This is a genomic window from Streptomyces sp. NPDC090442 (assembly GCF_044769405.1).
Taxonomy (GTDB): Bacteria; Actinomycetota; Actinomycetes; order Streptomycetales; family Streptomycetaceae; genus Streptomyces.
Window position 1 is genome coordinate 1 of record NZ_JBIVXW010000065.1, and the last position, 26,233, is coordinate 26,233.

The following is a 26,233-nucleotide window of genomic DNA, read 5'->3' on the forward strand; positions in this document are numbered from 1 at the left end:
GCGAGTCGGTGGTGTTGAGGCGGACTTGGCGGACCCGAGCCAGGGCATCGCGGGCCTCGGCGGGGCTGGGCGCATCCATGCTTTTCCTCCTTGGGCGAATACTTTCCTGAGGAGAAAGTAGCGCGTACTTTCCTGGGCGGCAAGTCAAAGCACGGAAGTTGCGGTGCCCTGTTGGCAGCGGGTTTCTTCGCCATGACGCCCTCACACTCACGGCCGATGGACGTCCCTCACGTCGAGGCGCACCTATCGAGGAAGATCCACACGCGCCCGGGCCGAGAGCGGCCGACGGAAGCACTGTCGGAACTCGTTGACATCGGCTTCACGCAGAACGGGGTGCTGCTCGCCGCCATCGACATCTGCTGTCGCTAGTCGCATGCAATGCCATCCGGCGAACTTCGTCGCGCCGGTGCGCTCCAGGAGCCAGTGCACCGGCCAGCGGCGATCAAAGAACGCATGGGGCCCTGCCGAGAAGGCGAACCCAGCTGCCAGCCCGGCCCAGGACAGAGGGAGCGGCAGCATCGCCCGGGCCACGGCGACCATCACGGTCATGACCAGGTGGTACTGGGCGAAGTGAGCCAAGCACGCACCTCGGCCTTGCCACGGGCTCACGGCGTCGGCGGCCTCGGCTGCCGACGGCGCTGCCTTTCCAGCGGCCTGACGGTCCGTCTGACCGAAGGTGTGATCGGCAAGGTTGTGGCCGACGGTGAGCACTGCCCGCACCGCCGGAGCGTTGCGAGCGTCGCGATCTGCTCGATGCTCGTCATCGGGCACCCCCGGCCGCAGTCAGAACGCCGTGGTCCAGAATCAGGGCATGGACGTCCCCAGGCTCCTGGAAGCCGCCTCCCTGCTGGCCCCCGAAGAGATCGCCACGGAGAACGACATCACGGTCAACGACGTCTGGGACTACCTCACCCACGACGAGTGGGAAGTGGCCCTCGGGCTGCTGGAGGAACTCGGCGACGTCCGCCCGCTCCCACTCAGCTCCTGGGAGGCCCTGGCCACAGCGGCCGAGCACATGCGACTGGAGAAGAGCGCCGCCTGGTGCCGTTGGCGCTGCTACGAAACCCGCAACGGCATCATCCGAGCCGACCTCACCCTCCGGCCAGCCAGCGAGAATCGTCGGCAGACGCCATTCTCCGGAGCCGGCGTCCTGCGACCGATGTGGAACATCGGAAACCGAACCCCGACCGGCGAACCGACCCTGAACATCGCCGCGCTCTGGGTGGAGTTCACGCCCTTCCTGGGGCCGGGCGAGCGATCCTCGGTGCGACTCGCCCCCCTTGACCCCTTGCAGTGGCAGTACCTTCAGCCCGGCCAAGTGATCGCCATGCACGAAGATCGAACCGTTGCCGGAACGGCTGTCGTCCTTGAGGTTCTTCCCCCGGCGACCACGCCCACCGCGTAGCAGTTGGCTTCCCGTACTCCTGCCGTTGGTGCAGAGAAGGTCGACGGTGAACTCCGCTGCTCCCTCCCGGGTTTCGGCTGTGCCGACGACCTCGCGACGGTCTCAGGCCTTCCGGAGGGCCGAAGCTTTCACGCCTCCTTGGGTACCGTGGCGGGCTTATGGGGTGCCCGCCGCTCTCGCCGTCCCTCCACTGTCCCTCCCAGAGGTGAGCAACGTCGTGTCGTGAATCAGGTGGGCACCTGTTGAGAAAGGGACCTCTGATGGGCAGGGAGAACGGTCTCCGGGGCGCGGTGCTGACGGTACGTCGGTTGCGGTGTTGGGCATGGGCGAGGACGGTGCCTGCGGGGCATCGAAGTGTCGTATGTGTAGGGAGATATCTCCTGGACGGAGATCATTGTCGTCTGTAATGATCTATACGCATTGCTCCTGTGCGGTTCCTGTGAACCGGCAGGGCAGCGCGTACCTCACACAGCACACCTCAGGGGGAATATCCATGAAGCCGTCCCGTCTGCGCGCCCGCTTCGGCGGCACCGCGGTCGCCACCGCCCTCTTGGCCGTCGGCGCGGTGGCCATGGCCGCTCCGGCCTCGGCCAAGGCCAACCTCATCGCCATCGACGGCGCCGAGTACGCGGCCCAACCCAAGCCGATGATCACCGTCGATGTCACGTACTCCTGCGACACCGGCGAGACCCTGCGCATCGAGGGCGTGGCCACCAGCACGGCCAACAAGAAGGCCGTCGCCACCGGCACTCTCGCCAGCGGCGAGGTGACCTGCGACTTCGGCTCCCATGTCGCGGAGGTGAAGCTGACCCCGAAGGCGGGGGCCGTCTTCCACAAGGGCGAGAAGGTGACGGTCGTCGTCAAGACGCTCGACGCGACGAACGCCGTCTACGCCGACGCGGAGAAGTTCGCGAAGATCTGAGCGACGGCGGTCCGGGTCACACCGCTCAGACCGCCCCACGCACCGCCCGTACGACACCGACGGCGCCGCCCTCCGCAGCCACGCGGCGGGTGGCGCCGACGGCGTTCTCCCACAGCCCGGGGCGCGCACGACGTCGCGGATCGCGGATCGCCTTCACCAACCGCTTCTCAGTGAGCTTGGTGACGGAGAGGGGCGCGGTGGCGGTGCCCAGCACGGTCAGGTGCCCGGCCGAGAAAGGCTGGTCTGCGGTGAACGGCAGCGGTACGGCGGGCACTTCGACTCGCAGCCCGCGGCGGCCGTGCCCGCGCGCCGCCGTGGTGCACCACCACGGCCAGGCGCTGGAAGAGCAGGGATTGCGGGAGCTCCCAACGGTAAGGAGGACCTCCCGCGTCACCTCGCCACGACACGTCGACGCCCACCAACACCGCCGGGAGACACAGAGATTCACAAGGAGGTGTCTACGGCGCCGCTTCCGCGGCGCGCTGCGCTCGTCCCTGACCACTCGCCGCGTCTCTGCTCGGCACCCTGCTCGCCTGCCCACTCCTCTCAGCAGCGAGTCGTGCAACGGCTGATCAGCGCCCCGAAGCCAGGTCCTTCCGGATCAGCCCTGCTCGTGTTCCTGCCCGCCAGTTCGTCGCACAGTTCCGTCGGGCGGCGCAGGACAAAGACCATGCACCTGGGGGCTGCTGTTTCTCGTGAACGTTGTCGACATTCGGTGTCCTGGCCGCTCGTCCACGAATCTGCCCACGCGCCGGTGACACAGACCGGTGGCCGGCCATGGGGTGCCGTCACCCAGTGGGATTGCGGCTACCACCCCGACAGGGTGAAGAGGCTGAACTGGCTGCCGCGCGGGCCCTTGGCCGAAGCGGTCCGTGACGCGCCCTGGCGCCCATGTGGTTCGTGACCGTGCTCGGTCCTGAGCTTGTTCCGCTTTGACCTTCCAACATCGAGCAGCGAAGTCTGCAGCCGGGAGGAGGTCTCCTCTGACGACTCGACTCCGGCGCCCTCTGAGCCCCTGGGGCCTGAGGGCGAGACGTTGGGAGCCCCAAAGTACGAGGGTGACAACGACTTGAGCAACAGCCCGGAGCACGAGAGCAGCTCGGAGCCCCTCACCGCGAGGCCGGGGGATGCCGAGCCGCCGACAACGTCCGCTGCGGCCACCTGGACGGGCCGCCTCGTGCCGGGCGTACTGCGACAGATGGTCATCGACCACCTCCAGGCACACCCCGACGAAGCCTTCACGGCCACCCGCCTCAGCCGCATCATCGAAAGTTCCTCGGGCGCCATCGCCAACGTCCTGACCAAGCTCACCGCGACCGGAATCGCCGAGGAGGCCACCAGCTGCCCCCGCACCTACCGCCTGGCCCGACCCACCCCCGCTGTGGCCAGTGACGACAGGTAACTCCGAACTCCAACTACGCGGGCGCACCTACCACTTTGGGAAGGTGCGCCCGTACTGTCGTGCGGGCCTGTGGCTCAGGACGTGAGCCACTCCGGGCGGCAGGAGCCGCGGGGGACGAGGGCGAACGGGTAGTGGCCGGGGGTCTGGGACATCCGCACCTGGTCGGTGACGCCTTGGTAGTGGCCGAGCGGAGTCTCGGCGGTGAAGGTTTCGGGGTCGAGGTAGGCGTGCTCCTCGCCGGTGCCGGCGGTCTCCGTCGCGTAGGTCTTGTCGAAGATGCCGAGGCTGAGGATCCACAGGGCGGCGCGGGTCAGGGAGACGTGGACGCGGTAGCTGCCGCCGTCGCGGGCGCGGCGGGCCAGGGCTTCGCCGATGCCGGCGGCCATCAGCCAGGAGACGATGTAGTCGTTGACGACCAGGATCGGCGGCAGGCCGGGGCGTTCGCCGTCGCCTTCGAGGTGCATCATGCCGACGAGGCTGCCGGCGGTCTGGTCGAAGCCGACCCGGTCCGCCCAGGGGCCGGTGGGGCCGTTGAGGGTTGCGGTGGCGTGGATGATGCCGGGGCGGATCTCGGCGGCCTGCTCGGGGCTCAGGCCGATGCTGTCGAGGTAGCCGGGGCGGCGGTTGGCGTAGAACACGTCTGCGGTGGTGAGGAGTTGGCGGATGCGGGCCGCGCCGTCGGTCGATCGCGGGTCGACGGTGGCGGAGCGGACGCCGACGTTGGCGCTGAGGTAGGGGGTGGTCCGTTCGATCTCGCCCGGGCGCCAGATGTTGAGCACGTCCGCGCCGTGCAGGGCGAGCGCGCGGCCCGAGCCGGCGCCGGCGATGACGTGGCCCATGCCCAGCGCCCGGATGCCGGACAGCGGTTGGTCGCCCTCGGCGGGCAGTGGCTCGGCGGGGCTGTCGCCGATCTTCTCGATCTGGATCAGCGGGAGTTGGGCGAGGTGGTCGCGGTACTGCGGCTCGTCGAGGATCTCCAGTGGGGAGCGCAGCATCGGGAGCACGGTGCCGGCCTCGGCGGCGGCCTGTTCGAGGTCGGTGCCCTTCCACTGGGCGATCGCCGCGGCGACCGCCTCGGGGTCGTTCGGGGTGCCGAGCAGCTTCATGGCGGTGTCCTTGATGCCGGGGTAGGGGTTGAGCGGCATCATCCAGCGGCCGTCGGCGGTGGGGTAGAAGGAGAAGCCGAGTGCCTGGTTCTCCTTGCCGGAGCTTCCCGGATAGCCGTTGAGCAGCTCCCACTTGCGGTCGTAGAACGGGCACAGGCGGTGGGGTGTGGTGCGCAGGTCGACGGCGATGTCCTGGCCCGGGCCGCCGCGCAGTCGCCACAGCTTGGCGACCGCGGCGGACTTTGCGGCCAGTGCGATGGCGGCCGCTGCGCCCAGCCGCAGGGTGCTCGGGACGACGGGGTCTGCGCCCTGGAAGGTGACGGTGCCGCCGGTGTCCTGCGGGCTCATGCCGATGCCGTCCAGCACCTCGGTGAACGCGGCGTGGATGTCGAAGGCGTCGTCGGTCGCGGGGGTGGCGACGGCGGCTTCGATGCGCTGGGTGAGGCGGCGGGCGTCCGCTGTGGTCATCGGTCGGCTCCCTGGTGTGGCGCGGGCGGTGAGGCCGAGCCGGTGGGCTGACGGGCGACCCGCGCAAGGTGTCTTGGCGTGTCTAGATGTAATTTGCAACTAGTTTTAGTGTAGATTGCATCTAACTTTTCTGCAAGGGCGTAACTCCTCTTAGCGGACATGCGTGAAGTCGCCGGCTACCGGTTCACGCGGTGGCCGGACGCGGGTGTGACCTCCCGGATCCACGGAGCGATGATCGAGCGGAGGCCCCGGGTCCTGAGCTGGTCGATGAACGTCTGGCTCAGGCAGCCGCAGTACAGGCCGTCCGAGCCGATCATGTCGCGGGTGAGCTGGTCGTGCAGCGCCCGGCGCTCGGGCAGGGCGGCGGGCATCGCCTGCGCGACGTGCAGTCCACACACGGAACGCTCGACGATGTCGACCTGCCTGGCACCGGCTGAATCGGCTGCCGCGAGGACCTGCCGCAGCAGAACGGCACCGCGACAGCGGCTGGTGTCCGGTACCTCGGTGGTGGTCGGGGCGGTGACGCCGTGCCGCTCGCTGAGCCACGTGCAGCAGAAGTAGCCGGCGAAGCTCCACGCCGTCAGGTGCCCCGCAGTCGACGGGGAGGTGGACAGCCACTTCACAAGCCAGTCCTCCAACGCCCCCAGACACTCCGGGCAGCAGCACCCGTCCGTGAGCGAGACCCACAGGTTGTGCTCCTCCCGATTGGTGATGTCGGTGCCCGACTCCAGAAGGTCGTGACCGATCCCGACCACCAGGCCGAGCAGCATCGCGTCCTTGTGGTCGTCGACGATGGCCCGGCCCACCGCGTAACCACCCACCTCGAAGCAGCGCAGCTCCAGAATGCTGCGGTTCTCGAACTCGCCGCAGTGGTTCGCGTAGGCGAGCAGACCGCCGAAGACGCAGTGCCAGAGCACATCCAACCGACCGATGCGGCCCGCGACTTGGACGCTGTCTGTGACGTCCCGCCATGCCTGCTTCACGGCCGAGTCGTTGAACCGCAGCTTCTCCCAGTAGTCCAGCACCACGCCCAACTCGAATCCGGACGCCATGATCCACGCCAGGTCCGTCCAGTCCCGCAACGCCGTCGGAACGGACGTGACCATGTAGACGTAGTCGCTGTACCAGAAGATGCGAGAGGTCCGCAGCAGGGGGCTACGCCTCGACCAGTACGGCGGGATGTCCGCCTGGTAGTCGCGTTCCAGCGTCCGCCGGCCCGTGACGACGCCGAGCATCGGCTCGGTGCTGACCGAGCCCGGTGCACTCCACTGCCCGTCGAGCGGGCGGTTGTACCCGCGCAGGATGCCCTTGCGCTCCAGGAGGCCGCGCCGGATCGAGGGCACCTCCGCAACCTGGGGGAGGGTGGCGAGGGCGTCCAGGATGCTCCGCGCGTATTCCTCGAAGTGCCCGGCGACCGCCAGCAACGTCTCCTTCTCCGCCAGGTCGATCACTCCCGGCTCGTGGACACCAGCAAGGATCCGTCGGATTCCAGGACTATCCATACGTGACTCTCCGATGAGGCTCACCCCAAGACGCTGGCCGTTGCTGCCTGCTGTGGCCATCAGGCGCAGGCGAACGTTCCGTCATTCCTCCGCATGTCCCGGGACGCGGGCGCGCGGTCCAGGTCGTACGACGGCTTGCCCCTCTGCTCAACAGCTCTGCCGACTGCATCCCACCGCCTTCCGGCGCAGGCGTCCCTCAGCGTCAGCCCGCCCCCATTCGCATTCCTCACACGCCACCGAATACACCCACCACAACAACTCATCATGAATTCCAGGCAAGTTCACTCAGGCGGGCTGAAGACGGTACACGCGCTCGAAGCCGTCGCTTGAGACCCCAGGCCACTTCATGAGGGAGCGTCAGACGTCCACCCGTTTAAGCAACTCAGGAAACATGATTGCCATTGATCCTGCGGGTCGGTGTGACGCGTAGTAGTTCATGGGGGCTCCACGGCATGGCCTCGCGCTCGGCGCTGGCCGGGGCGTAACGGCCTGTCTGTTTGGTCCATCGGTAATAGCCCGCGATCCAGTGCCGAAGTCCCGTGACGTAGCGGACGACGTTGGTCTGGTCCGTCACCGAGAGGCTCGTGTACGGGTGCGACGCGAGCAGGACCGCGCTGCGCTGCTCGAACCGTCTGATGGCGTCCTGGGCTTGATGTGACACCTCTTCGATGGCCCTCTTGCGCGGCATGCCTTCGTTGTGTTCGAGGAGGAGAACGGAGTTGTTGATGTCGCCTGTGAATTCTTCCTTGGCGAGCGAGTCGATGTCGTTGGCCAGGGCGATGAAGTAGTTCACTTCCTCTCTCAGGCCGAGAAGGCGTGGGTCGGAGCGCATGTGTGGTGGGATCTCGAATCGGCCGCCTCGTTCGATGGCGTCGATGGAGGGCTCCACGCCGAGCGCCCACTGGCGCTGCTTGAGGTAGAGGGCCAGCCGGAGGGGTTCGTCCTTGCGGAGCCGGTTCTCTGCCTCGTGGAGGTAGCTGGCGTAGAACCTCTGGCAGCTCCAGAAGAACTGCCGCTGCCAGCTCGGGGACATGCCGTCGAGCATGCGAGCCAGGACATCCACGAAAGCGCTTCCCAGCCTGCTCCTTGAGGAGGGACGACCACCGGGAGTGGAGTACATGATTGCCATGAATTCCCCCATGGCCTCCATGGGCCGGTCCAGGGACTCTCCTTGGTGTCCGGCGAACTGGTCGTCGTAGAGGAACATGAACGTCTCGAAGTCGACGAGGAGTTTGATCTCCTCGCGCGCTGCGTGTGGATAGACGTAGCAGTACAGCTCGGGGAAGTTGCTCTCCCGGTAGCGGTCGAGCGACGTGTCGGAGTCGAACAGCCCATGCGAGAGCATCCACGCGATGTTGTCTTCGCGCACTGCGTCGAGGTGCGGGTTTTCGGCGCAGGGGAAGGGGACGTGCACTTTGGTCGTCATGCGCTGGTCTTCCTGGCTACCGTGCGCATCCGCAGTCCTTGGGGGGTGAGACTGGCGCGAGGGCGGGGGCGGACGTGGTTGCCGGGCATGGGCTCGACGTGCCAGCGGCCGGCGATGGTCGCCAGGGCAAGGGCCGCCTCCGCCATGGCGAAGGTGTCGCCAATGCACTTGCGTGCTCCTGCTGCAAAGGGCATGAACGAGGCGCGGGATCGGGGGTGACTCTGCCACCGATCGGGATCGAACATTTCAGGGGCAGGGTGCAGGTCGGGACGACGGTGGAGTAGATACAGGCTGCAGATCACCGCTGTTCTCGCCGGGATGGCATGCTGGCCAAGCCATGTGTCACGAGCGACCGTTCGGCTGGCCACCCAGCCGACGGGCGGCCACATGCGCAATGCCTCGTTCAGGATGTTCTTCACCAGACTCAGCCGAGGCAGGTCGTCGTAGACCACTGCTCCTGCTGGCGCCACGGCATCCACTTCGGCTCGCACGCGCTTCGCCACATCGGGGTGTTGGCCCAGGAGATAGAGGGACCAGGCGAGTGCGGTTGCCGTGGTTTCCGTCCCGCCCACGAAGAACGTGACAGCCTGATCGCTGACTTCCTCGTCCGATAGCCCTTGCCCGGTCTCAAGGTCACGCGCGGCCAGCAGCGCGGACAGCAGGTCTCCGTGGTCATCGCCGCTGTTGGCTCGCCGCTCGGAGATGATCTGGCCGATGGAGCTGCGCAGGCGGTGGATTGCCTGGCGGTATCGGCGGAAGGTCGGGGTGGGAATCCGGTCCAGCGGGGGCGGGGTGATCATGCGCAGATAGATGCCGTTGAGTACCGTGACGAGATCATCGACCGCCTGGTGTAGTGCCTGGGGTGGCATCGAGTCGGAGAAGATGGTGGCCAGGGTGACCCGCGCCGTCAGTTTCATCATCTCTGCACGGGCGTCGATGACTTGGCCGGCTCGCCAGGCTCCCGTGACCGCCTCGATTTGCTCGCCCATCACCCGCGCGTAGCCCGGTATGCGGTCGCTGTGGAACGCGGGTTGGACCAGTCGACGTTGGCGCCGGTGCCGGCTATAGGGACATGTGGCTACACCGTCGCCGAGTACCTCTCTCACTCTGTCGTAGAACGGGCCGCCCTTGTCGTAGGTCCGATCGTCCAGAAAGACCCGCCGCGTCAGTTCCGGGTCACACACCACCACGGTCGTCAGCGGCCCGATGCACACACGCACCAGGTCTCCGTGGGCGGGCAAGGAGCCGAAGAAACCCAGCGGATCGCGCAAGAGCGCCAGACCGTGCCCGAGAAAGGGAAGTGCGCCAGGCGTCATGGGGATGGTGGTGCTGCCCTCGCTACTCGTGCTGTACACAGTAGGACTCCTCTCGAATCCGTCCTGGTGTGGAGAGGCACACGGGAGCCTCGGAACGGCGTGATGCCGTCGAACGAACCTCGACTTTCCAGACGAGGGCGATGCCCAGCCCCTGTGGGAGGACGGAGCGCTGGTGCTCGTCGGCGACCTTGACGACCTCAATGTCGACCTCGTCGTCGTAGCCGTGCTGTACCAGCCGCTGAAGAGCCTGTTTGACGAGGGGCTTGGGAATGGACGCGCCCGATGCCACACCCATAGTGATGACACCGCCGAGCCACGCTTCGGCGATTTCGCAGGCTGCGTCTACTGGGTACGCCTTCACGGGTACCAGCAACCCGTGAAGGCACACACCACCACTACATGCCACCGCACTCGCTGCGTCGCACCGGAGCGCTGTGTGGCGAACCGCTGATTGAGCGGTGTGACCAGTACGTCACCGTTACGCGACGAAGGCAAGAGGTATCGGCGACGCAGGTGTTGAACGGGTTGAACGCTCGCGTTTGTGGCTCGATGGGTAGCCTTGGCAGGCAGGCATCGCGCTGCTCTTGGTGAACGATGCTAGGGCGCTTCTGACGGATCTCCGCGGCGTCGCGGCGTCTGGCACGCACTCCCCCACGCCTTAAGGGCGCGGGGGACCCCCTGCGGCGTTGCCGAAATGTCCCCATAGCTCCGCTATGAAGACATCCCGGCGCCTTGCGATCGCTCGCACCAGACGCCGTTCCTTCCTCCACGGAGATCCGTCAGAAGCGCCCTAGTCATGCCGGCGGTCAAGGCCGGGTCCCTGTCGCGAAAGGGTCCCTCCCCGGTCGAGAGAGGGACCCTTCAGGGCGTCAGGCCGGCAACTGCCGTTGCCTGCTTGCTTTTACTTGGTGCACATGGCGTAAGCCTTGGCCCTGCCGCCGTCCATGCGGACGGCCCAGGTGTTCGCCTTCCACGAGGAGGGGGCGTTGGCGTTGACGGCGTCGGCGATGGCTCCGTTGCCGGTGTGAACCGGCTGTGAGTCGTATCCGCCACCGGACAGTGTGGTGCCCTGCGGACAGGTCGCGTACACGGTCCCGGCGGGGCCCGACCAGTCGGACGTGACGACGATGGGTGCTTGGTTGGAGTCCTTGCTGCACATGGCAAATGCGTTGACGGTGCCGTCGTCCATGCGCACGGCCCAGGTGTTGGGCTTGGCTGCGGAGGGGGCGTTGGCGTTGACCGCGTCAGCGTTCGCTCCGTTGCCGAGGTGGACTGGCTTGGAGTCGTAACCACCACCCACCAGGGTGGTGCCTGCCGGGCAGGTCGCGTAGGCGGTCTGCGCCCGCCCGGACCAGCCCGAGGTGACGATCACGGGGGCGTCAGCCGCAGCGGCCGCTCCCACTCCAGGGGCGACGAGCAGCGAACCGACAGATGCGACTACGGCGGCGGATGCGAGCGTGACGCGGTGCATGAAACGGCGAGACATCGGAAGTCCTTCCCTCGCAGGAATCAGCGAACTCCCCTTTTTTACAAGGAGATTAAGAAAAACAAGCCGATAACCAAGTGTCTACTCCGAAAGGGTGAATGTGGCCCGCGTCCGCAAAGACGGCTCTGCGTCTCCGCGGTCGGTGCCGCCGGCGGAACTCGGACTCACCCAGGGGTGTGGGTGAACTCCCAGCCCACCAACGGAGGGGAGTCCGACTCCTCACGGGCCCGGTCAGGTGTGCTTCCTCGTCGGTCAGGCGCCGCTGTGTGGGCCACGCCTATCCCAAAGTCGCCAGCCTGTACGGGTGGTTGAAGGAAGCTTCTTCCGGGCCGTATCAGCGGATGATGGCGAACCAGCCGCGGCCGGGGACGCCATGATTCAGTACTCGCCCCCGAGACGTTGCGGTCCGATGGTGCGAGGTCGGGCGGGCGTACATGGGGCCGCAGAGCGCCTGCGTCGACTGCTGGGACACTGCTCACAACTCCACCGCACCCACGAACTGGTCCGCCAGTTCGCCACCATGCTCGATGCCCACGATGCCGTACCCCTACCGGACTGGCTCGACCGGCTCGCGACCAGCGGACTCGCGCCCTTGACCGGCGTCGCCAAAGCCCCTCACGAAGACCAACACGCAGTCGTCCAAGGGATCGTCCCCCCCCCACAGGCCGTACTCCGACACGCCGCCTACCTCACGAACACGGTGCCCACTACCTGGCCATTGCCAAGCGGAACCACCCCGGCATCCACGACCGCGTGCGCCGCCTGCCCTGGCGGGACATCACCCTCGATCACTACGCCCGCACCCGCGCACAGCACCACGACGAGATCCGCCGCCTGAAGCCCGCCGCTTTCGTCCACCTCGACTACCCCCGCGCCTGCCAAGCCCTGCAAGTGGTGCGCTGGCGACGTGACCTGTCCACCGGCAAGCCGACCATCGGGAGGACCTACGTGATCACGAGCCCGCCACCCGGCGCCGCCAAGAGCGCCCAGCTGGCCGCCTGGAGCCGAGGCCACTGCCGTGGGCCTTCCCAACCAGGCCCGAACCTCCCTTGGTCTCTTGCGCGGTGAGTGAGGCAAGGACCTGGTCGAGAATGCGGTCCGGCAGGGCCCTGCCCAGCACCGCGGCCAGGGTTGCGTCGGGTCCGACGCGGTAGCGGGTTCGGGGGTGGGCCGCGGTGAGCGCCTCGGCGATGGTGCGGGCGTAGTGTTCGGGCGTCGTTCGGCTGGCTTGGGCGCGCTGCTCATTCATCTTCAAGAAGCGCTCGAAGGACGGACGGTAGCGCTCGGCCACCTCGGTGGGCAGCACGTCCAGCACGTCCTGGCCGGCTTCCTGGACCTTCTCCCAGATGGGTGTCGCGATGGCGCCTGGCTGCACCAGGATCACGTCAATGCCCTCTGGCCGAAGCTCGCGACGGAACGCGTCGCTCAGTCCCTCCTTGGCGAACTGCCCGGTGGCGTAGGCGCCGAGGTACGGTAGCGCCACCTGGCCGAGCCCCGGGGTGACGTTGACGATACGCCCGCCGCTGCGGCGCAGCTGTGGCAGGAATGCCTGGGCAACCGCGAGCGGGCCGACGACGTTGACATCCAACTGGCGGCGCAGCTGTTCGGGGCGAACCGATTCCAACGGGGCCGACAGACAACTGCCCGCGTTGTTGACGACGGCCCAGACGCCGCTGACGGATTCAGAGACCTGGGTAGCCGCGGCGGTGACCGACGCCTCGTCGGTGACGTCCAGGATGACGGGGTGCAGTCGGCCGTGGTCGGCCTCGGCAGCTAACGTGTCGCCGTCCTCCTGCTTGCGTACTCCTGCGAACACCTGGAAGCCGAGCCGCGCCAGGTGAAGGGCGCACGCCCTGCCGAGACCTGAGGAGGCGCCGGTGATGACCACGGACCGGCCTTCGGGTGTCACAGGCTGAGCTGTGAAGAGGGGCTTCGACTGTAGGAACAAGGTTTTCTCCGTGTCTGATGAGTGTCTGGCGCCATCGCATTTCGTCCTCCTCGGGGTGTTCGGTGGCGAGAAGGGATGCGAGGAGCCGATGTCGTGTAGCCGGTTCAGCCTGCGGCGGATGCGGCTGCCGTGAGTACGGTTCGTACGCAGTCGTCGGCTAGGCCCTGGGCGCGGAGCGGGGAAATCGTGCCCGGGACGTAGCTGAAGTTCCAGGCGAGTTGGCCATGAGCGGTGATCGCGGTAGCCACCATGGAACCGGTCACCGAGATGCCCGCGACGAGTTGAGCGTCACTCACCGCCCAGGGTCCGAGGCGGGCGGGGAAGTCGTGCCGGCCCACGTTGGACAGGCACAGGTTGATCGGCCCCTTCTCGTCCATGAATCGCACGAATGGGCCGCTGTTCTCGACGGACGCGGGGCCGGCCGAGCCCAGCAACTTGACCAGCGTGAGATGTTCCCCGCGGGCTCGGCGTCGGGCGAGGTCCTTGCTGATCGATCGAGCCATCGGCCACAGCGGGCGGCCTGGCCGGTACGCGACCAACGACGGCAGCGTGGCGGCATAACTACCGGCTTCCTCGCGGGATATCGCGCCGCTGAGTGAGGATCGGAAGTCGACCGGGCTGCCGATGGAGAAGTGTGCCGGTGAGCATGTGCCCGCGTCTTTGGCCACGGCGGTGACCAACGCCGCGGCCAACGCCCCGTGCACGGTGGTGCCCTGCCGCTTGCACGCCCGCGTCACCAACTCCATCTGAGCGCCCGTCAGCGTACGGTGCAGCATCTGGGTGCGACGCTCCTCGGCGGGTACCGCCCGCCCCGGCACGATCCGTTGGGCACGCAGCCGCCGGGAGGCGAGGGTGTCCCGCAGCATGAGTGCCGCCAGTCGTGCGGACCCCTCCACGCCGCGATGCCGCTCAGGCACGAGATCCTCGGTCGCGGGTAGCGCCCTGAAGGGAGGGGCCAAAACGGTCCGGCCGGCGTGGAGTTCGGCGGCGATCTCGATCCACTGCCGCAGCAGCGAGAGCAACGTCAGGCCATCCGCGACGCAGTGCGATGCCACCAGCAACAGGTCGTGCGCGGGGGCGTCATCCGGGGTGGCGGACTCCTCGGTCCTCTGACTGATCACCACAGCGCGCAACAGCGGTCCGGTCCGCCAGTCGACTCCGGTCACCAATTCGTGCTCGTTGACCTCCCGCTCCCACGCGGTCTGGTCCTCGGCGTCCGCGACGGCCAGGCGCAACGGGACCGGCTGCCCCTCCACGGGTACGAACTCCGCTCGTGTGCCGTCGGGTTCGCTGCTGATGGCGACTCGGAGCAGAGGGTGGCGGTCCTGCAGCACGTCCAGGGCGCGTCGCAGCACCTGCACCGGCAGGAGGCCGTGCACCCGGGCCCGGGCGATGCCGTTGAGCGGAGAGATCTGGTCGGCGATCCAGTACCAGCGTTCCAAAGGGCTGAGAGGTCGCCGCAGCCGAGGCCGGACGCTCTGGTCCCGGGCGGGGGCGCCCGCGGCCGAGGTGGATCCGGCGGATGTCGAAGTCATGGAGGGCCTTTCTCGGTTCCGAGGTGGGCCCAGCCGGCGAGGGGCCGGGCCCACCCCGGAGGTCATGCCGGTATGCCGGGGAAGGTCAGCGCCGCCTTCTGCTGGCGCAGCAGTACGCGCCTGGGCACCAACCGGAAGTACGCGTCCCGCGCCAACAGGCGCTTGGGGCCTTCCATTTGCTGCAGATCGCTCATCGACCGCGAAGCCACGACCATCGTTCGGGCACGTTCCCGGCGCCGGCCCTCGTATCTGCGCAGCAGCAGCGGCAGACTGTCGTCGCCTTCCGCGAGGGTGCGGGCGAGCACCACGGCATCCTCGATGGCCATGGCCGCGCCCTGGCCCAGCGTGGTGAGCATGGGGTGGGCGGCGTCCCCGAGGAGAGTCACCGGGCCGTCGCCCCAGCGCTCCAGGAACCTCCGGTCGCGCGAGGGCACCCCGAGGATGGCGTCCTGGGGCGTCACCCGGATCACTTCGCGTACCTCCTCCGCCCAGCCGGAGTAGGCACTGACGACCTCGTCCTTGCCGCCCTGCCAGCTGTGCGAACGAGCGGCGGGCATGTTCTTCGTGCCCCACCAGTAGTAGCGACCGTGGCCGATGTCGATGAGGCCGAACCGCTGGCCGTTGCCCCAGTAGTGGCCGACGTAGCCGGGGCGCAGCCGAGGATGGGAGAAGGAGGTCAGGGCAAGCCAGCAGATGTATCCGCTGTCCTTGGCCTCCTCGGGACCGACGAGCTGGTGGCGGACCACGGAGTTGATGCCGTCGGCACCGATCAGCAGATCGCCGCGTGCCTGGCGACCGTCCGCGAACTCCACCTCGACCCCGTCGACGTCGCTGGTGTAGCCGGTGGCGGCCGCGCCCAAGGTGATCGAGCAGTCGTCCGCCGCCTCCAGCAGCGCCTGCTGGAGATCGGCGCGACTGATGCACACGTTGGGTACTCCGAGGGCGTCGCTGACCTCGCGCATCGGCAGCTCGCGGATATGCCGGCCCCGGCTGTCCATGATCGTGAAGGTGTTGGCGACCTGTCCGCGCCGTTCCAGGGCGAGGTCGATGCCCAGTGAGTCCAAGGCCGAGATGGCGTTGCTCATCACCGACAAGGCCGATCCCTTGGCTGCCAGTTGGGATGCCCGCTCGTAGACCTCCACCTCAACACCGACCCGGCGCAGTGCTATTGCGGCCGTCAGTCCGCCGATACCCGCGCCGATGACGATGGCTTTGGCGGGCCGGCGGCCCCGGCTCTGCCGCTGGGGTGGGTGACTCTGGTCTGCCTGGTGCTCGGTGCGCTGATTGTGCTTCACGATGTCCACTCTCCCCGTGTGGGAACGGTCCGGTTGGCCCGGGCCAATTGTGCGACTTCCCGGGCTACTCGTCCCACGCACGGCTCCTCCATGATCGTGAGATGGTCGCCCGGCACCTCGACGATCCGGACCCGGCCCTCGGTCATCCGACGCCAGCCGTTGCTGGCGTCGCGGTGCTGACTACCGGCCGCGCCGTGCATCGAGGCGAGTACCGGAGGCAGGGGCTCCATTGCGCGGATCAAGGTGAGGTCCAGGTTCACAGGCCGCGGCCGATAGGCAAGCGTTGCCCTCCAGTTGGCCTCGTACACCCCGAACAGGCGGCGGACGACGGCGCCGGAGCTGCCGGACGGCAGCACGCCCGTGTCGGCCGCGAACCGCGCGATGTACGTGAACTTTTCCTCCAGCGTGCCCAGATCGCCGGGAATGATCTCCATCGGAGAGTCTCCGCCGCGCTCCAGCCACAGCAACTCCCAGAAGAACCACGTCAGCAGCGCGTCGTCGCCGTGCTGCGTGCGCTCGCCCGCATCGAGAGCGGTGGTGTCGAGCAGCACCAGGTTGGCTATCTCCTCACCGTCCGAGCGCAGTTGCCGGGCCACCTCGAACGCCACGAAACCACCGAAGGACCAGCCGCCAATGGTGTACGGACCGTGCGGTTGTACCTGCCTGATGGCGGTGAGGTAGCTCGTCGCGATCTCCTCGACGCTGCGCAGCGGCTCGCTGCCCGGGTCCGCACCGGCCGCCTGGAGGGCGTACAGCGGCTGGTCGTCGGGGAGATGGCCGGCAAAGGGCAGGTAGCACAGCACGTTGCCGCCCATGGGGTGGATCATGAACAGCGGCGGCCGGCTGCCCTTGGGGCGGATCGGTACCAGGGGATTGAACTCCTTGAGTACCGAGCCATCGGCCCCACCGCGTAGCCGGACCGCGAGTTCAGCGGCGGTCGGTGCCGCGATGAACTCCGAGAGCGGCACGTTGACACCGAACCGCTGCTCGACGATCACGACCAGCCGCATCGCGGTGAGCGAGGTGCCGCCCAGGTCGAAGATGTTGTCGTGCACGCCCACCAACGGCACCCCGAGCAGATCGGCCAGGACGTCGACCAGCACGCGCTCGTACGCGTCACGCGGGGCAGCAGCACAAGCCGCTCCCGCCACTGTGGCCAGGGGGACGCTGCACAGTGCCCGGTCGTCACGCTTGCCGCTGGGCGTCAGCGGCAGGGCATCCAGCCACGTGAAGTGCGTGGGCACCATGTAGTCGGGCAGCCTGTCGCGCAACTTCCGCTTGATCCCGCCGCTGTCCACCGCCTCGCGGTCACCGACGAGGAAGGCGGCGAGGAAGACGTCACCACCCTCGCCCCTACGCGCCACCACGGCGGCTTCCCGCACGCCTGGAAACGGATCGGCGAGGCTGGTGATCGCCAACTCCACCTCGGCGGGCTCGACCCGGAAGCCGCGCACCTTCACCTGCCCGTCGGCCCGGCCCAGACACACCACCTCTCCTGAGGGTAGGACGAACCCGAAGTCGCCGGTGCGGTACAGGCGTTCGCCTTCCGCGTCGAACGGATGCGGAAGGAATCGCTCCTTGGTGAGATCGGGCCGCCCCTCATAGCCCTGGGCCAGGCACGCCCCACCGAGGTAGATCTCGCCCCGCACTCCCGTGGGCACCGGCCGCAGGCGGGAGTCCAGCACATGCACCTCGGCGCCGTCCACGGCCCGGCCGATCGGCGGCAGCGCCGGGAAGGCGGCCGGGTCGCCGGCCATCGAGTGGTACGCGGCCACATGGGTCTCGGTCGGCCCGTACTGGTTCTCCAGGATGACGCCGGGCAGCCTGGAGCACAGGCGACGGATCTCGTCGGTGACCCGCAGTTGTTCGCCGGAGGAGATCAGCACCCGCAGCGCGCTGGGTACGAGGTCCAGCGCGTCGGCCGCCTCGGCGAGTTGCTGGAGCGCGACATAGGGCAGATAGAGCCGTTCCACCCGCTCTGTATCCAGCAGCCGTAGAAGAGCGGGCATATCGCGTCGCTCGGTCTCGGAAACCAGCAGCAGCGTGCCGCCGGAGCACAGCGTGGAGAAGGTCTCCTGGAAGGAGACGTCAAAGCTCAACGGGGCGTAACTCAGGGTCGTCGCGCCCACGGCGCCGCTCGGCACGCGGTTCTGCCAGGCCACGAGGTTCGCCAGCGACCGGTGCGGCATCGCCACCCCCTTCGGCTGCCCCGTGCTGCCGGAGGTGAACAGGACGTACGCGGTGGAGTCCGGGGCGACCTGGGGGAGCGGCACCTCGGTCGGAGCCACCTCGGTCAGCGACTCAGCGGGCAGCAACACCGACCGGTCGGCGACCAGATGGGCGTGCGCGGAGGTGGCGACAACCCGGAACGGCGCGGCCCGCTCGATCATCGAGGCCAGCCGCTCGACCGGATAACCGGTGTCCAACGGCACCACCGCAGCCCCGGCTTTCATGGTGCCGACGATCGCGGCGACCGTCTCCGGAGAGCGCTCCATGGCGATACCGATGCGAGCCTCGGCCGGGACACCGAGCGCGAGCAGCCGCCGAGCCACCGAGTCCGAGGCCGCCTCCAGCCGCGCGTACGTCCACCGTCGCTCACCCATCGCCACGGCAACAGCGTCCGGTGTGCGGGCGGCCTGCTCCACGAACCGCTGCACCACGCCGAGTTCGGCATCGGGACTTGGTCCGGCGAGGGCGGGCGCCTCGGTGAGGAACGTGAAGTCCACTTCCGCATCGGGCTGTTCCAGCATCCGCCGCAGGATCGCCACATACGTCCGAGCGAACAGATCAGCCTGCTCGGCGCTGAAGGTGCGCCCGTCACAGTCGATCTTCAGCTGTATCCGGCCGTCCGCCGGGTCGGTCATGGCGTTGACGAGCAGGACGAAATTGCTCTCCTCCCAGGTGGAGAAGTCCAGCAGTGCCAAGCCAGGCAGCCGCAACACCTCGGTGAGCTGGTGGAAGTGCACGTAGTTGAACGCAGTCTCGATCACCGTCGCACTGCCACGGTCCTCCTGGATCGCGCTCAGTGGGAAACGCCGGTGCGGGTGGCTCGCGCGCTCCTGACGGAACGCCTCCCGAGCCACGTCGAGCCACGTGTCTCGGTCGGTGTTGAGCCGCAACGGCACGGTGTTGAGGAACAGCCCCGCGATCCGTTCGGCGCCCTCGCGCTCGGGACGGCCGTGGGTGACCAGCCCTGAGGTGATGTCAGGTGTGCCCGCCAGCAACCGCAGCGTGAGGGCGTGCACCGCGAAGAGCACCGATTTCACCGGCAGCGCGTTATCCCGCGCGAAGCCGCGCACCCGCGCCCCCAGCTCCTGTGGCAGCTCGACCCGGCGTACCAGCGTCTGGCCGCTGGTGTCGTGGGCGGCGTCGGTAGCCGTACGGGCCTGGTGCGGGCGGAACGCATCGAGCTGGACCGGTTCGGCGCCCGCCAACTCGGCTTGCCAGTAGCGACGAGACCCGGGATCGTCGAGGGCGCGCTGCTCCTCGCGGACGTAGTACGCGGCCGAGGGAAGCACCGTGTGGGGTATCGGACCGATAGGCAGGCCCAGCCCATGCGCGTAGTCCTGCAGCAGTTCGCCGACGAGGTTCGCCACGCTGCCGCCGTCGAGGATCGCATGATGGAAACTCAGCACCAGCTCGATGGCGGTGGGCCGAACGTGAACCCGGAACAGATACAGCGGCGCCCGGTCAAACGCATAGGCGTGGTAACGCCGTTCCTCAATATGCCGGTGCACCTCGGCATCGGCATCGGCAACCCCACACTCGCGCTGGTCCACGATCTCCAGGCCACCGTCAACCGTCGGGTGGATGATCTGCAGCGGCTCCGAGAAGCCCGCCAGATCGAAGGAGGAACGCAGCACCGGGTGCCGGGCGACGAGACGGGTGAACGCCTGCCGGAAGGCGCCCTCGTCCCAGGCGACCCGGAGGGTGTAGCGGAAGACGTCCTTGTAGACGGCCGAGATCTCGTGCCGGCGGCTGTGGTACAGCAGTCCGAGCTGGAGCCGGGAGACCGGAAACGCGTCCTCAGCGCCTTCCAGCCTCGCCCGGTCCACCCCCGAGACCAGCCCGAGGGGAGCCAGGCTGTCGTCCTCGGCCATCGGGCCGGTCTCCACCCGCTCGGCGAGGGCGGCGACGGTCGGGTTGTGCACCAGGTCGGTGAGGGAGAACCGCAGTCCATGCTTCTCCGCCTCGGCCCGCACCCGGAGCATCAGAATCGAGTCCCCACCGAGCGCGAAGTAGTCGTCATCGATCCCGACCGACTCCCGCTCCAGCACCCGTGACCAGATGTCCACCAACGTTGCCTCGGTCGCGTCGCGCGGTTCCCGCGCGGCGGCGCCGCCAACGGTGTCAGGCGCGGGCAGGGCACGACGGTCGGCCTTGCCATTGGGGGTCAGCGGAATCCGGTCGATGCGCACGAACTGCGTGGGAACCATGAACTCCGGCAGCATGCGCCCGAGGTACGCCCGCAGCGCCCCTGCCTCGACGTCCGTCCCGGCGCCGTCCTCGGCGACGTAGTAGCCCACGAGGTAGGCACCACGCGTGTCGGAGCGCTGGTCCACGACGACCGCGTCGCGCACTCCGGGAGCGGCAGCCAACGCGTCGGAAACCTCGCCCAACTCGACACGGTTGCCACGGATCTTGACCTGGCCGTCGATCCGGCCGAGGTATTCCAGGGTGCCGTCGGCCAGCCAGCGCGCAAGGTCACCGGTCCGGTACAGCCGCCCGCCGGTGACGAAGGGGTCGTCGGTGAACTTCTCCGCGGTCAACTCCGGCCGCTCCAGGTATCCCCGGGCCACCTGGACGCCGCCTATACACAACTCACCTGGCACGCCGACGGGTTGAGGCAGATCGTCGGCGCCCAGGACGTAGAGCCGCGTATTCTCCACCGGGCGACCGATCGGCACCCGCCGCACCGGATGCCCGGGATCGGCCGGACAGTCGAAGTACGACACGTCGACGGTCGCCTCGGTCGGCCCGTACAGGTTCACCAGCTTCGGAGCGGCCTGGCCGGCGGTGGCGAAGACCCGATTGAACTGCTCGACCCGGGAGGCAGGAAGCGCCTCACCGCTGCAGAAGACAAACCGCAGCGACCGAGCGCGCTCGGCCAGCTTGGGGGAGTCCTGGAGCAGGTCCAGGAACGGGCCGAACATCGAGGGTACGAAGTGCACGGCGCTGACCGCGCGGTCGTGGATCGTGCGCAGGATCTCCTGCGGATCCTTCTCACCGCCGACCGGCAGCAGTGCGAGGCTCGCACCATCGACAGCCCACCAGAACAACTCCCATACCGACACGTCGAAGGAGACGGGGGTCTTCTGGAGCAGGACGTCGCCGCCGGCGATGGGGTAACGGCGCTGCATCCATGCCAGGCGGTTCACCACCGAACGATGCTCGACCATGACCCCCTTGGGCTTGCCGGTCGACCCCGAGGTGTAGATGACGTAGGCCAGGTCGCGGGAGGTGGCACGCGGTTCGAGGGGGGCGGTCGAACCGCGAGCCAGGTCCTCCAGACGCCGTACGGGTGTGCCCGGCGCGACCTCGACATCGGGGGCGCCCGGCCCGGTCAGCACGACCTTGGCCCTGCTGTCCGTCAGCAGGAAGCGGATGCGGTCGGCCGGATACTCCGGGGCCACCGGCACATACGCGCCGCCCGACTTCAACACGCCATAGAGCGCGACCAACATCTGGGGCCCTCGCTCCATGAGCACGGCGACCCGGTCGCCGGGCTCCACGCCGAGCTCACGCAAGGCCCGCGCGACCTGGTTGGCGCGCGCGTCGAGTTCCGCGTAGGTCAGCGACTCACCGTTGGGGGCAAGCACGGCGTTCTGGTCGGGATGCCTGGCGACACGGGCCTCGAACAGTCCGTGAATGGTGGCCTCTTGGGAGTACGGCATCTCAGGACCCTGGCAGCGACCACCGATGAGCTCTGCCCGTTCGGCGTCGGCCAGCATCGGCACGTCCGCCACCGGCCGGTCCGCCAGGTCCAGGCCGTGCGCGAGGAGCGAGGAGAGGTGGGCTGCGGCCGACTCGATGGAAAAGTCCGCGTCGAATACGTCGTGGGCGTAGTCCAGGTCGATGTGGATGTCCGGCACGTCGTCGAAGGCCCGGATATAGACAGCCAGCACGTCCTGGTCGTGTGTGGGCGCAAGCATCTCCGTCGTGCGGCGGATACCCATCACAGCTGGCGGACGCGCGTAGCGCAGAGAGGAGACGGTGACGTCGAAGAGCTGACGGGAGTTCACCGAGGCGGGCAGGTCTCGCAGGATGTCGCCGAGCGGCAACCGTTCATGACGCCGGAGGCGGCGGATGTCGGCGGAAACCCCCTTGAGCAGGTCGCCGACTGACCGGTCGCCGGATGCCGAGACCCGCAACGGCAGAGTATTGGCGAACTGGCCCAGGACGTCCTTGTGTTGGTCGCTTTGCCGGTTGAGGAATGGTACCCCGAGCACCACTTCCGCGCTGCGGTGCACTCGCGAGAGATAGACACCCAACATTGCGGAGATATAGGTGAACGGCGAGTGCCCCGCGGCCCGAATACGGTCCACCAGCGCGCCATCGACGGTGAAGGAGTATCGGGAGCGTTGCCGGGCGCCGCTGTTCGCGCGACGCGCGAACAACACCGGTACCACGTCGTGGAGTTCGGCACGGTGGAAGGCGCGGTCCTGCTCGAAATCGACCGACGCGCGGTAGCCAGCCTCTTCCCTAACAAAGTCCAGATACCCCGACGAGGACCCAGCGGGCAGGCAATCCGCCGCCTGGCCGTAGTCGGCGAGAATCTGGCGGCTCAGCTGGTTGACGGTCCAGCCGTCGGCGACGAGGTGGTGCGCCTTGACGTGGAGATGGGTCACGGTCGGGCTCTCCACCAGCACGGTGGCCTCGACCATCGGCCCGCGCTTGAGCGGGATCGCGCGGGCCAGGGAGTCCGCCATCCAAAGGGCGCAGGACGCGGCTGGATCGGCCTCACCGGAAAGGTCATGGACGCCGATGACGAGCGGATCCTCGTCGGCCCACTGGTAGGGCGTTCCCTCGCGCTCGTCGAAGCGGAGCCGGAAAGCCTCGTGCCGGTGCAGGATCCGCTGCACGCTCCCGATGAGCCGTGAGAGGTCTGCTTCACCCTCCAGCCGTTCCTGGAGAACGCAGTTGAACTGGGGCGAATCGGGGAGGACCGCGTTTGCCGCCCAGATATCCCGCTGATAGGCGGTCAGCGGTGTCTGACGTAAGGAGTGCAATGGGTATTTCTTTCTAGCGGGCAGCAATGAGCAGCTGTTGCTGCCAAGGGCGCGCGGGAACCTTCGCCAGCGAACACTGGGCAGGCACGCCGCCCACTCCACATTGAGCGTGATCAGTTCATCCTCTTCAGGCCCTGGCGCGCGCCGCCAGGGCCGAACGGCCGAAAATTAGGGGCGTTGGGCCCTTCCCGAGACGGCTGAATTGTGTATTGCCGTCTTCGGCTCATCAGCGTGATTATTCGTGAATCCCCGGTATTTGCTGGGGTGTTGGCCTGTTCCGTTGCGTGTGAGGTACGCGGATGGGGCCCGGGCGGTCGGCTGCGGGGAGCCGGCGCCGTGAGGCAGTACGAGCGCAGGTGGCCGAGTTGTTCGAGGGGAAGGCCAAGCCGCCGGAGGATGGGTGCCGGGCCGGCCGGCTCGACTCTCGCCGGTGAGCTGGCCCGCCGGGGACACGCGGTCCGTCTCGTCGACCGCTCCGGGACCGGCGCGACCCCCGACGGAGTCACACGCGTCCGGGGCGACGTCGGCACCGTCGAGGGCGCCCAGGCCGCCATCAAGGGCGCCGCCGTCGTGTACCACTGCGTCAACGTCGCCTACCACCTGCAGGTCGACGTGATGCCGGGCATCCAGTACGCCGTGCTCGGCGCGGTCGAGACCGAAGGCGCCCGCCTGGTCGTACTCGACACCCTCTACCCCTACGGCGAAACCCACGGCCAGGTCATGACCGAGGACACCCCGTGGAACGCGACCAGCGCCAAGGGCAGGATGCGAGCCGCCCTCGACGAGCAGTACCTGGCCGCACACCGCGAGGGCCGTGCCCGCGTCGTGCTCGGCCGCTCGGCGGACTGCGTCGGCCCCGGCGTGCTCAACTCCACCCTGGGCGGCGCTGTCTTCCCCGGAGCCCTGACCGCAACCGAGGTACTGGCCCTGGGCGACATCGACCTGCCGCACAGCTACACCGACATCCGCAACGTCGCCGCCGGCCTGGCCACCCTGGGGGAACAGCCCGACGGCGACGGCCGTGTCTGGCACCTGCCCACCGACCCGGCCCTCACCACCCGCGAGATCTTCCAGCAGATCGAGCGGAAGGTCGGACAGCCCCTGAAGACCACCATCATGAGCGAGCCGCGCCCCTTCGGGCCGTTCGACGAGGTATTCATGGGCTCCTACGCCGAGCTGTTCTACCAGCACACCGAACCACAGGTGATGGACTCCACCGCCATCCAGGAATCCTTCGGCATCAAGCCGATCGCCCTCGACACGACCCTGGACGACACCCTCGCCTGGTACCGCTCTTTCCTTGCCCGGACCCAGCACTGACCGCAGGCACCCGGGCCCTCTGAACGCGGCATCCATCACAGACGGCGAGGCGGCAGACTCCCCTGCGACGTTGCCAGGTGTCCGCGCGTGGGGGATTCCCGCTGTCCGCTCACAACGCCTGCGCACCTCATGCCCGCGATGGGCCACGCCACGGCCCCATGCCTCCTCGGGGATATGGCACGGCCCGGTGACCATCACCTTCGTAGCAGCCCGCGCTCGGTCGTCGATGGGCTCCTACGCCGCCCAGATCGCGGACTCTCGGCGTCCCCGGGCCGAGTGCGGGAGGACCATCCGATTGCCTATCCGCTCGCAGTACGCCGCGATAGCGGCCGCGCGGGCCCGGGGCGCCTTGGTGGACGTTCCACGCGTTCGGAGCGACCAAGCCGGTCACTTCACCGAAGGTCTCCCGCGCCACGAACCCTCGCAGCTCGTTCCCGCCGCCCCTTGGTCTCCACGCTGTGTGGACGGTCGTGCGCGGGGATGTCATTGGGCGGGGAGGCGCACGGAGTAGATGGACGGAGTGTCGAGCCGCCGGGAGATGAGTATGGCGCCGGTGACGGCGAAGAGCAGAGGAACCATCAGGGCGTCGATGGTGCGGGTGAGTTCCAACATCAGGACGACGGCGGCGATGGGGGCCTGCATGGCCGCGGCGAGGACGGCGGCCGCGCCGATGACCGCGAAGCCGGCGGCCGGGGCTGGCCATGCCTGCGTCCAGCCCTGCCCCACGAGGGAGCCGAGCAGGGCGCCGGTGGCGAGGGTGGGGGTGAACAGGCCCCCGCTGGCCCCACTGCCCAAACTCCCGGCTGTTGCGAGCGGTTTGAGAAAGAGCAGGGCCACCAAAAGAGGGGCGGCGACCTGCGCCGTGAAGGTGTCCTGGACGATGTCCTTGCCATTGCCGAGCAGTTCGGGATAGGGGACAGCCAGCAAGCCGACCACGGTGAACACCAGCAACGGCGCGACCAGCGGCCCCCAACCCGTAGGCCGGTGTCGGTGCGCGATCCGGACCATCCGTACCCAGCCGACCGCGATGAGCCCGGCGACGGGCCCGATCAGCACCGCGAACACGGTCAGCGACACGGACAGTTCCACTGTCGGCAACTGGTAGGTGGGTCCGGAGGGCAGCACCGTCCAGGAGACCGCAGTGGCAATACAGCAGGCGGCCAAGGCAGGCATGGCCAGGCGCAGTGACACGACGCCGAGCATCGCCTCCAACGTCATCAGTGCCCCACCCAGCGGGACGTTGTACACACACGCCATCCCGGCACCGGCACCGCACGCGGCGAGCAGTCGGCGGTGCACGGTATCCATGCGGGCCCAGTCAGACAGTCGGGAGGCCAACGCCGCACCGGCCAGCCGCGGTGCTCCCTCACGCCCCAGCGACGCACCCATGCCGACGATCACCACGGACAGGACCGCAGTGCCCAGGCTCCGCGGTAGCGGTAGGCGCCCTTCGTTCCGCCACAGCGCCGTGCTCACCTCCGAGCTGCCGGGCCCCGTCCACCACCGCAACAGCCACCAGCCGATCCCGGCCACCGCCCCCGCGACGGCCAGGGCCACCACCCGGCGCAACGCGCCAGCCTGCTCGACGGCAGTCAGGAAACTTCCCGACCGGTAGGAATACGTGAGGTGGGCTGCCGTGTGCAGCACCACCATCAGGGCGGCTCCCGCCACCCCCGCCAGCACCCCCGTGGCCACGACCAGCGCCCAGAACCGTGCAGACAGTGCGGGAACATCCGACGGCGCGACGAGATTCGGCTGCCCGACCGTCCCCGCGCCACCGGGCTTGTCTCTTCCCCGGCCATCGCCCTGTCCGCCGTCCATCGCTCGCCCTTCCCGGGAAGCCGGCCCTAGCTGAGTCCTCGCTGGTCATCGT

At 68.2% G+C, this 26,233-nt stretch carries 18 protein-coding genes; 4 read left to right on the forward strand and 14 right to left on the reverse strand.

Annotation, left to right across the window (positions count from 1 at the left end):
* Positions 1 to 243: 243 nt before the first annotated feature.
* Positions 244 to 720: a hypothetical protein gene (locus ACIQU6_RS33725; protein ID WP_403485543.1), complete on the reverse strand. Its 477-nt coding sequence runs from the start codon at positions 718 to 720 to the stop codon at positions 244 to 246.
* Between the two features lie 91 nt (positions 721 to 811).
* Between ACIQU6_RS33725 and ACIQU6_RS33730 the strand changes: the two genes are divergently transcribed.
* Positions 812 to 1,405 carry a hypothetical protein gene (locus ACIQU6_RS33730; RefSeq protein ID WP_403485544.1) on the forward strand — a complete coding sequence of 198 codons (594 nt, stop codon included), beginning with the start codon at positions 812 to 814 and terminating at the stop codon, positions 1,403 to 1,405.
* Between the two features lie 493 nt (positions 1,406 to 1,898).
* Positions 1,899 to 2,327 carry a hypothetical protein gene (locus ACIQU6_RS33735; protein WP_403485545.1) on the forward strand — a complete coding sequence of 143 codons (429 nt, stop codon included), beginning with the start codon at positions 1,899 to 1,901 and terminating at the stop codon, positions 2,325 to 2,327.
* 25 nt (positions 2,328 to 2,352) lie between these two features.
* On the opposite strand, the gene ACIQU6_RS33740 is transcribed toward ACIQU6_RS33735, so the two are convergent.
* Positions 2,353 to 2,601 carry a hypothetical protein gene (locus ACIQU6_RS33740; protein WP_403485546.1) on the reverse strand — a complete coding sequence of 83 codons (249 nt, stop codon included), beginning with the start codon at positions 2,599 to 2,601 and terminating at the stop codon, positions 2,353 to 2,355.
* Between the two features lie 795 nt (positions 2,602 to 3,396).
* On the opposite strand from ACIQU6_RS33740, the gene ACIQU6_RS33745 reads away from it, so the two are divergent.
* On the forward strand, positions 3,397 to 3,729 hold the full coding sequence (locus tag ACIQU6_RS33745; protein ID WP_403485547.1) for a hypothetical protein: 333 nt from the start codon (positions 3,397 to 3,399) through the stop codon (positions 3,727 to 3,729).
* Positions 3,730 to 3,803: 74 nt separating this feature from the next.
* Here the strand turns inward: ACIQU6_RS33745 and ACIQU6_RS33750 are convergent, their stop codons facing one another.
* The 11 genes from ACIQU6_RS33750 to ACIQU6_RS33800 all read right to left on the reverse strand — a co-directional run bounded on the left by ACIQU6_RS33750 (position 3,804) and on the right by ACIQU6_RS33800 (position 23,040).
* Positions 3,804 to 5,303, reverse strand: coding sequence for a CoA transferase (locus ACIQU6_RS33750; protein ID WP_403485548.1), 1,500 nt, complete (start codon positions 5,301 to 5,303; stop codon positions 3,804 to 3,806).
* 176 nt (positions 5,304 to 5,479) lie between these two features.
* Positions 5,480 to 6,805, reverse strand: a complete 1,326-nt coding sequence (locus tag ACIQU6_RS33755; RefSeq protein ID WP_403485549.1) for a hypothetical protein — start codon at positions 6,803 to 6,805, stop codon at positions 5,480 to 5,482.
* A 382-nt stretch (positions 6,806 to 7,187) separates the two neighbouring features.
* Positions 7,188 to 8,231 (reverse strand): hypothetical protein, encoded by a 1,044-nt coding sequence (locus tag ACIQU6_RS33760; RefSeq protein WP_403485550.1) that lies wholly within the window; start codon positions 8,229 to 8,231, stop codon positions 7,188 to 7,190.
* On the reverse strand, positions 8,228 to 9,586 hold the full coding sequence (locus tag ACIQU6_RS33765; RefSeq protein ID WP_403485551.1) for a cytochrome P450: 1,359 nt from the start codon (positions 9,584 to 9,586) through the stop codon (positions 8,228 to 8,230). The genes ACIQU6_RS33760 and ACIQU6_RS33765 overlap by 4 nt, the downstream gene beginning before the upstream one ends.
* Entirely contained in the window at positions 9,570 to 9,842 is a 273-nt protein-coding gene (locus ACIQU6_RS33770) for a hypothetical protein (RefSeq protein WP_403485552.1), read from the reverse strand. Before ACIQU6_RS33770 ends, ACIQU6_RS33765 begins: the two co-directional genes overlap by 17 nt.
* Positions 9,843 to 10,448: 606 nt before the next feature.
* The gene (locus ACIQU6_RS33775) at positions 10,449 to 11,033 is read right to left on the reverse strand and encodes a hypothetical protein (protein ID WP_403485553.1); all 585 of its coding nucleotides are present in this window, start codon (positions 11,031 to 11,033) and stop codon (positions 10,449 to 10,451) included.
* A 684-nt stretch (positions 11,034 to 11,717) separates the two neighbouring features.
* Positions 11,718 to 11,891, reverse strand: coding sequence for a hypothetical protein (locus ACIQU6_RS33780; protein WP_403485554.1), 174 nt, complete (start codon positions 11,889 to 11,891; stop codon positions 11,718 to 11,720).
* A gap of 94 nt (positions 11,892 to 11,985) precedes the next feature.
* Positions 11,986 to 12,915, reverse strand: coding sequence for an SDR family oxidoreductase (locus ACIQU6_RS33785; protein ID WP_403485583.1), 930 nt, complete (start codon positions 12,913 to 12,915; stop codon positions 11,986 to 11,988).
* Between the two features lie 170 nt (positions 12,916 to 13,085).
* Positions 13,086 to 14,516 (reverse strand): condensation domain-containing protein, encoded by a 1,431-nt coding sequence (locus ACIQU6_RS33790; RefSeq protein WP_403485555.1) that lies wholly within the window; start codon positions 14,514 to 14,516, stop codon positions 13,086 to 13,088.
* 62 nt (positions 14,517 to 14,578) lie between these two features.
* On the reverse strand, positions 14,579 to 15,811 hold the full coding sequence (locus tag ACIQU6_RS33795) for an FAD-dependent monooxygenase (RefSeq protein WP_403485556.1): 1,233 nt from the start codon (positions 15,809 to 15,811) through the stop codon (positions 14,579 to 14,581).
* Positions 15,808 to 23,040 carry an amino acid adenylation domain-containing protein gene (locus ACIQU6_RS33800; RefSeq protein ID WP_403485557.1) on the reverse strand — a complete coding sequence of 2,411 codons (7,233 nt, stop codon included), beginning with the start codon at positions 23,038 to 23,040 and terminating at the stop codon, positions 15,808 to 15,810. The genes ACIQU6_RS33795 and ACIQU6_RS33800 overlap by 4 nt, the downstream gene beginning before the upstream one ends.
* Before the next feature lie 396 nt (positions 23,041 to 23,436).
* Here ACIQU6_RS33800 and ACIQU6_RS33805 point away from each other — a divergent pair, with 396 nt between their 5' ends.
* On the forward strand, positions 23,437 to 24,360 hold the full coding sequence (locus ACIQU6_RS33805; RefSeq protein WP_403485558.1) for an NAD-dependent epimerase/dehydratase family protein: 924 nt from the start codon (positions 23,437 to 23,439) through the stop codon (positions 24,358 to 24,360).
* 483 nt (positions 24,361 to 24,843) lie between these two features.
* Here ACIQU6_RS33805 and ACIQU6_RS33810 read toward each other — a convergent pair whose 3' ends face one another.
* Positions 24,844 to 26,181, reverse strand: a complete 1,338-nt coding sequence (locus tag ACIQU6_RS33810; RefSeq protein ID WP_403485559.1) for a chloride channel protein — start codon at positions 26,179 to 26,181, stop codon at positions 24,844 to 24,846.
* Between the last annotated feature and the right edge of the window lie 52 nt (positions 26,182 to 26,233).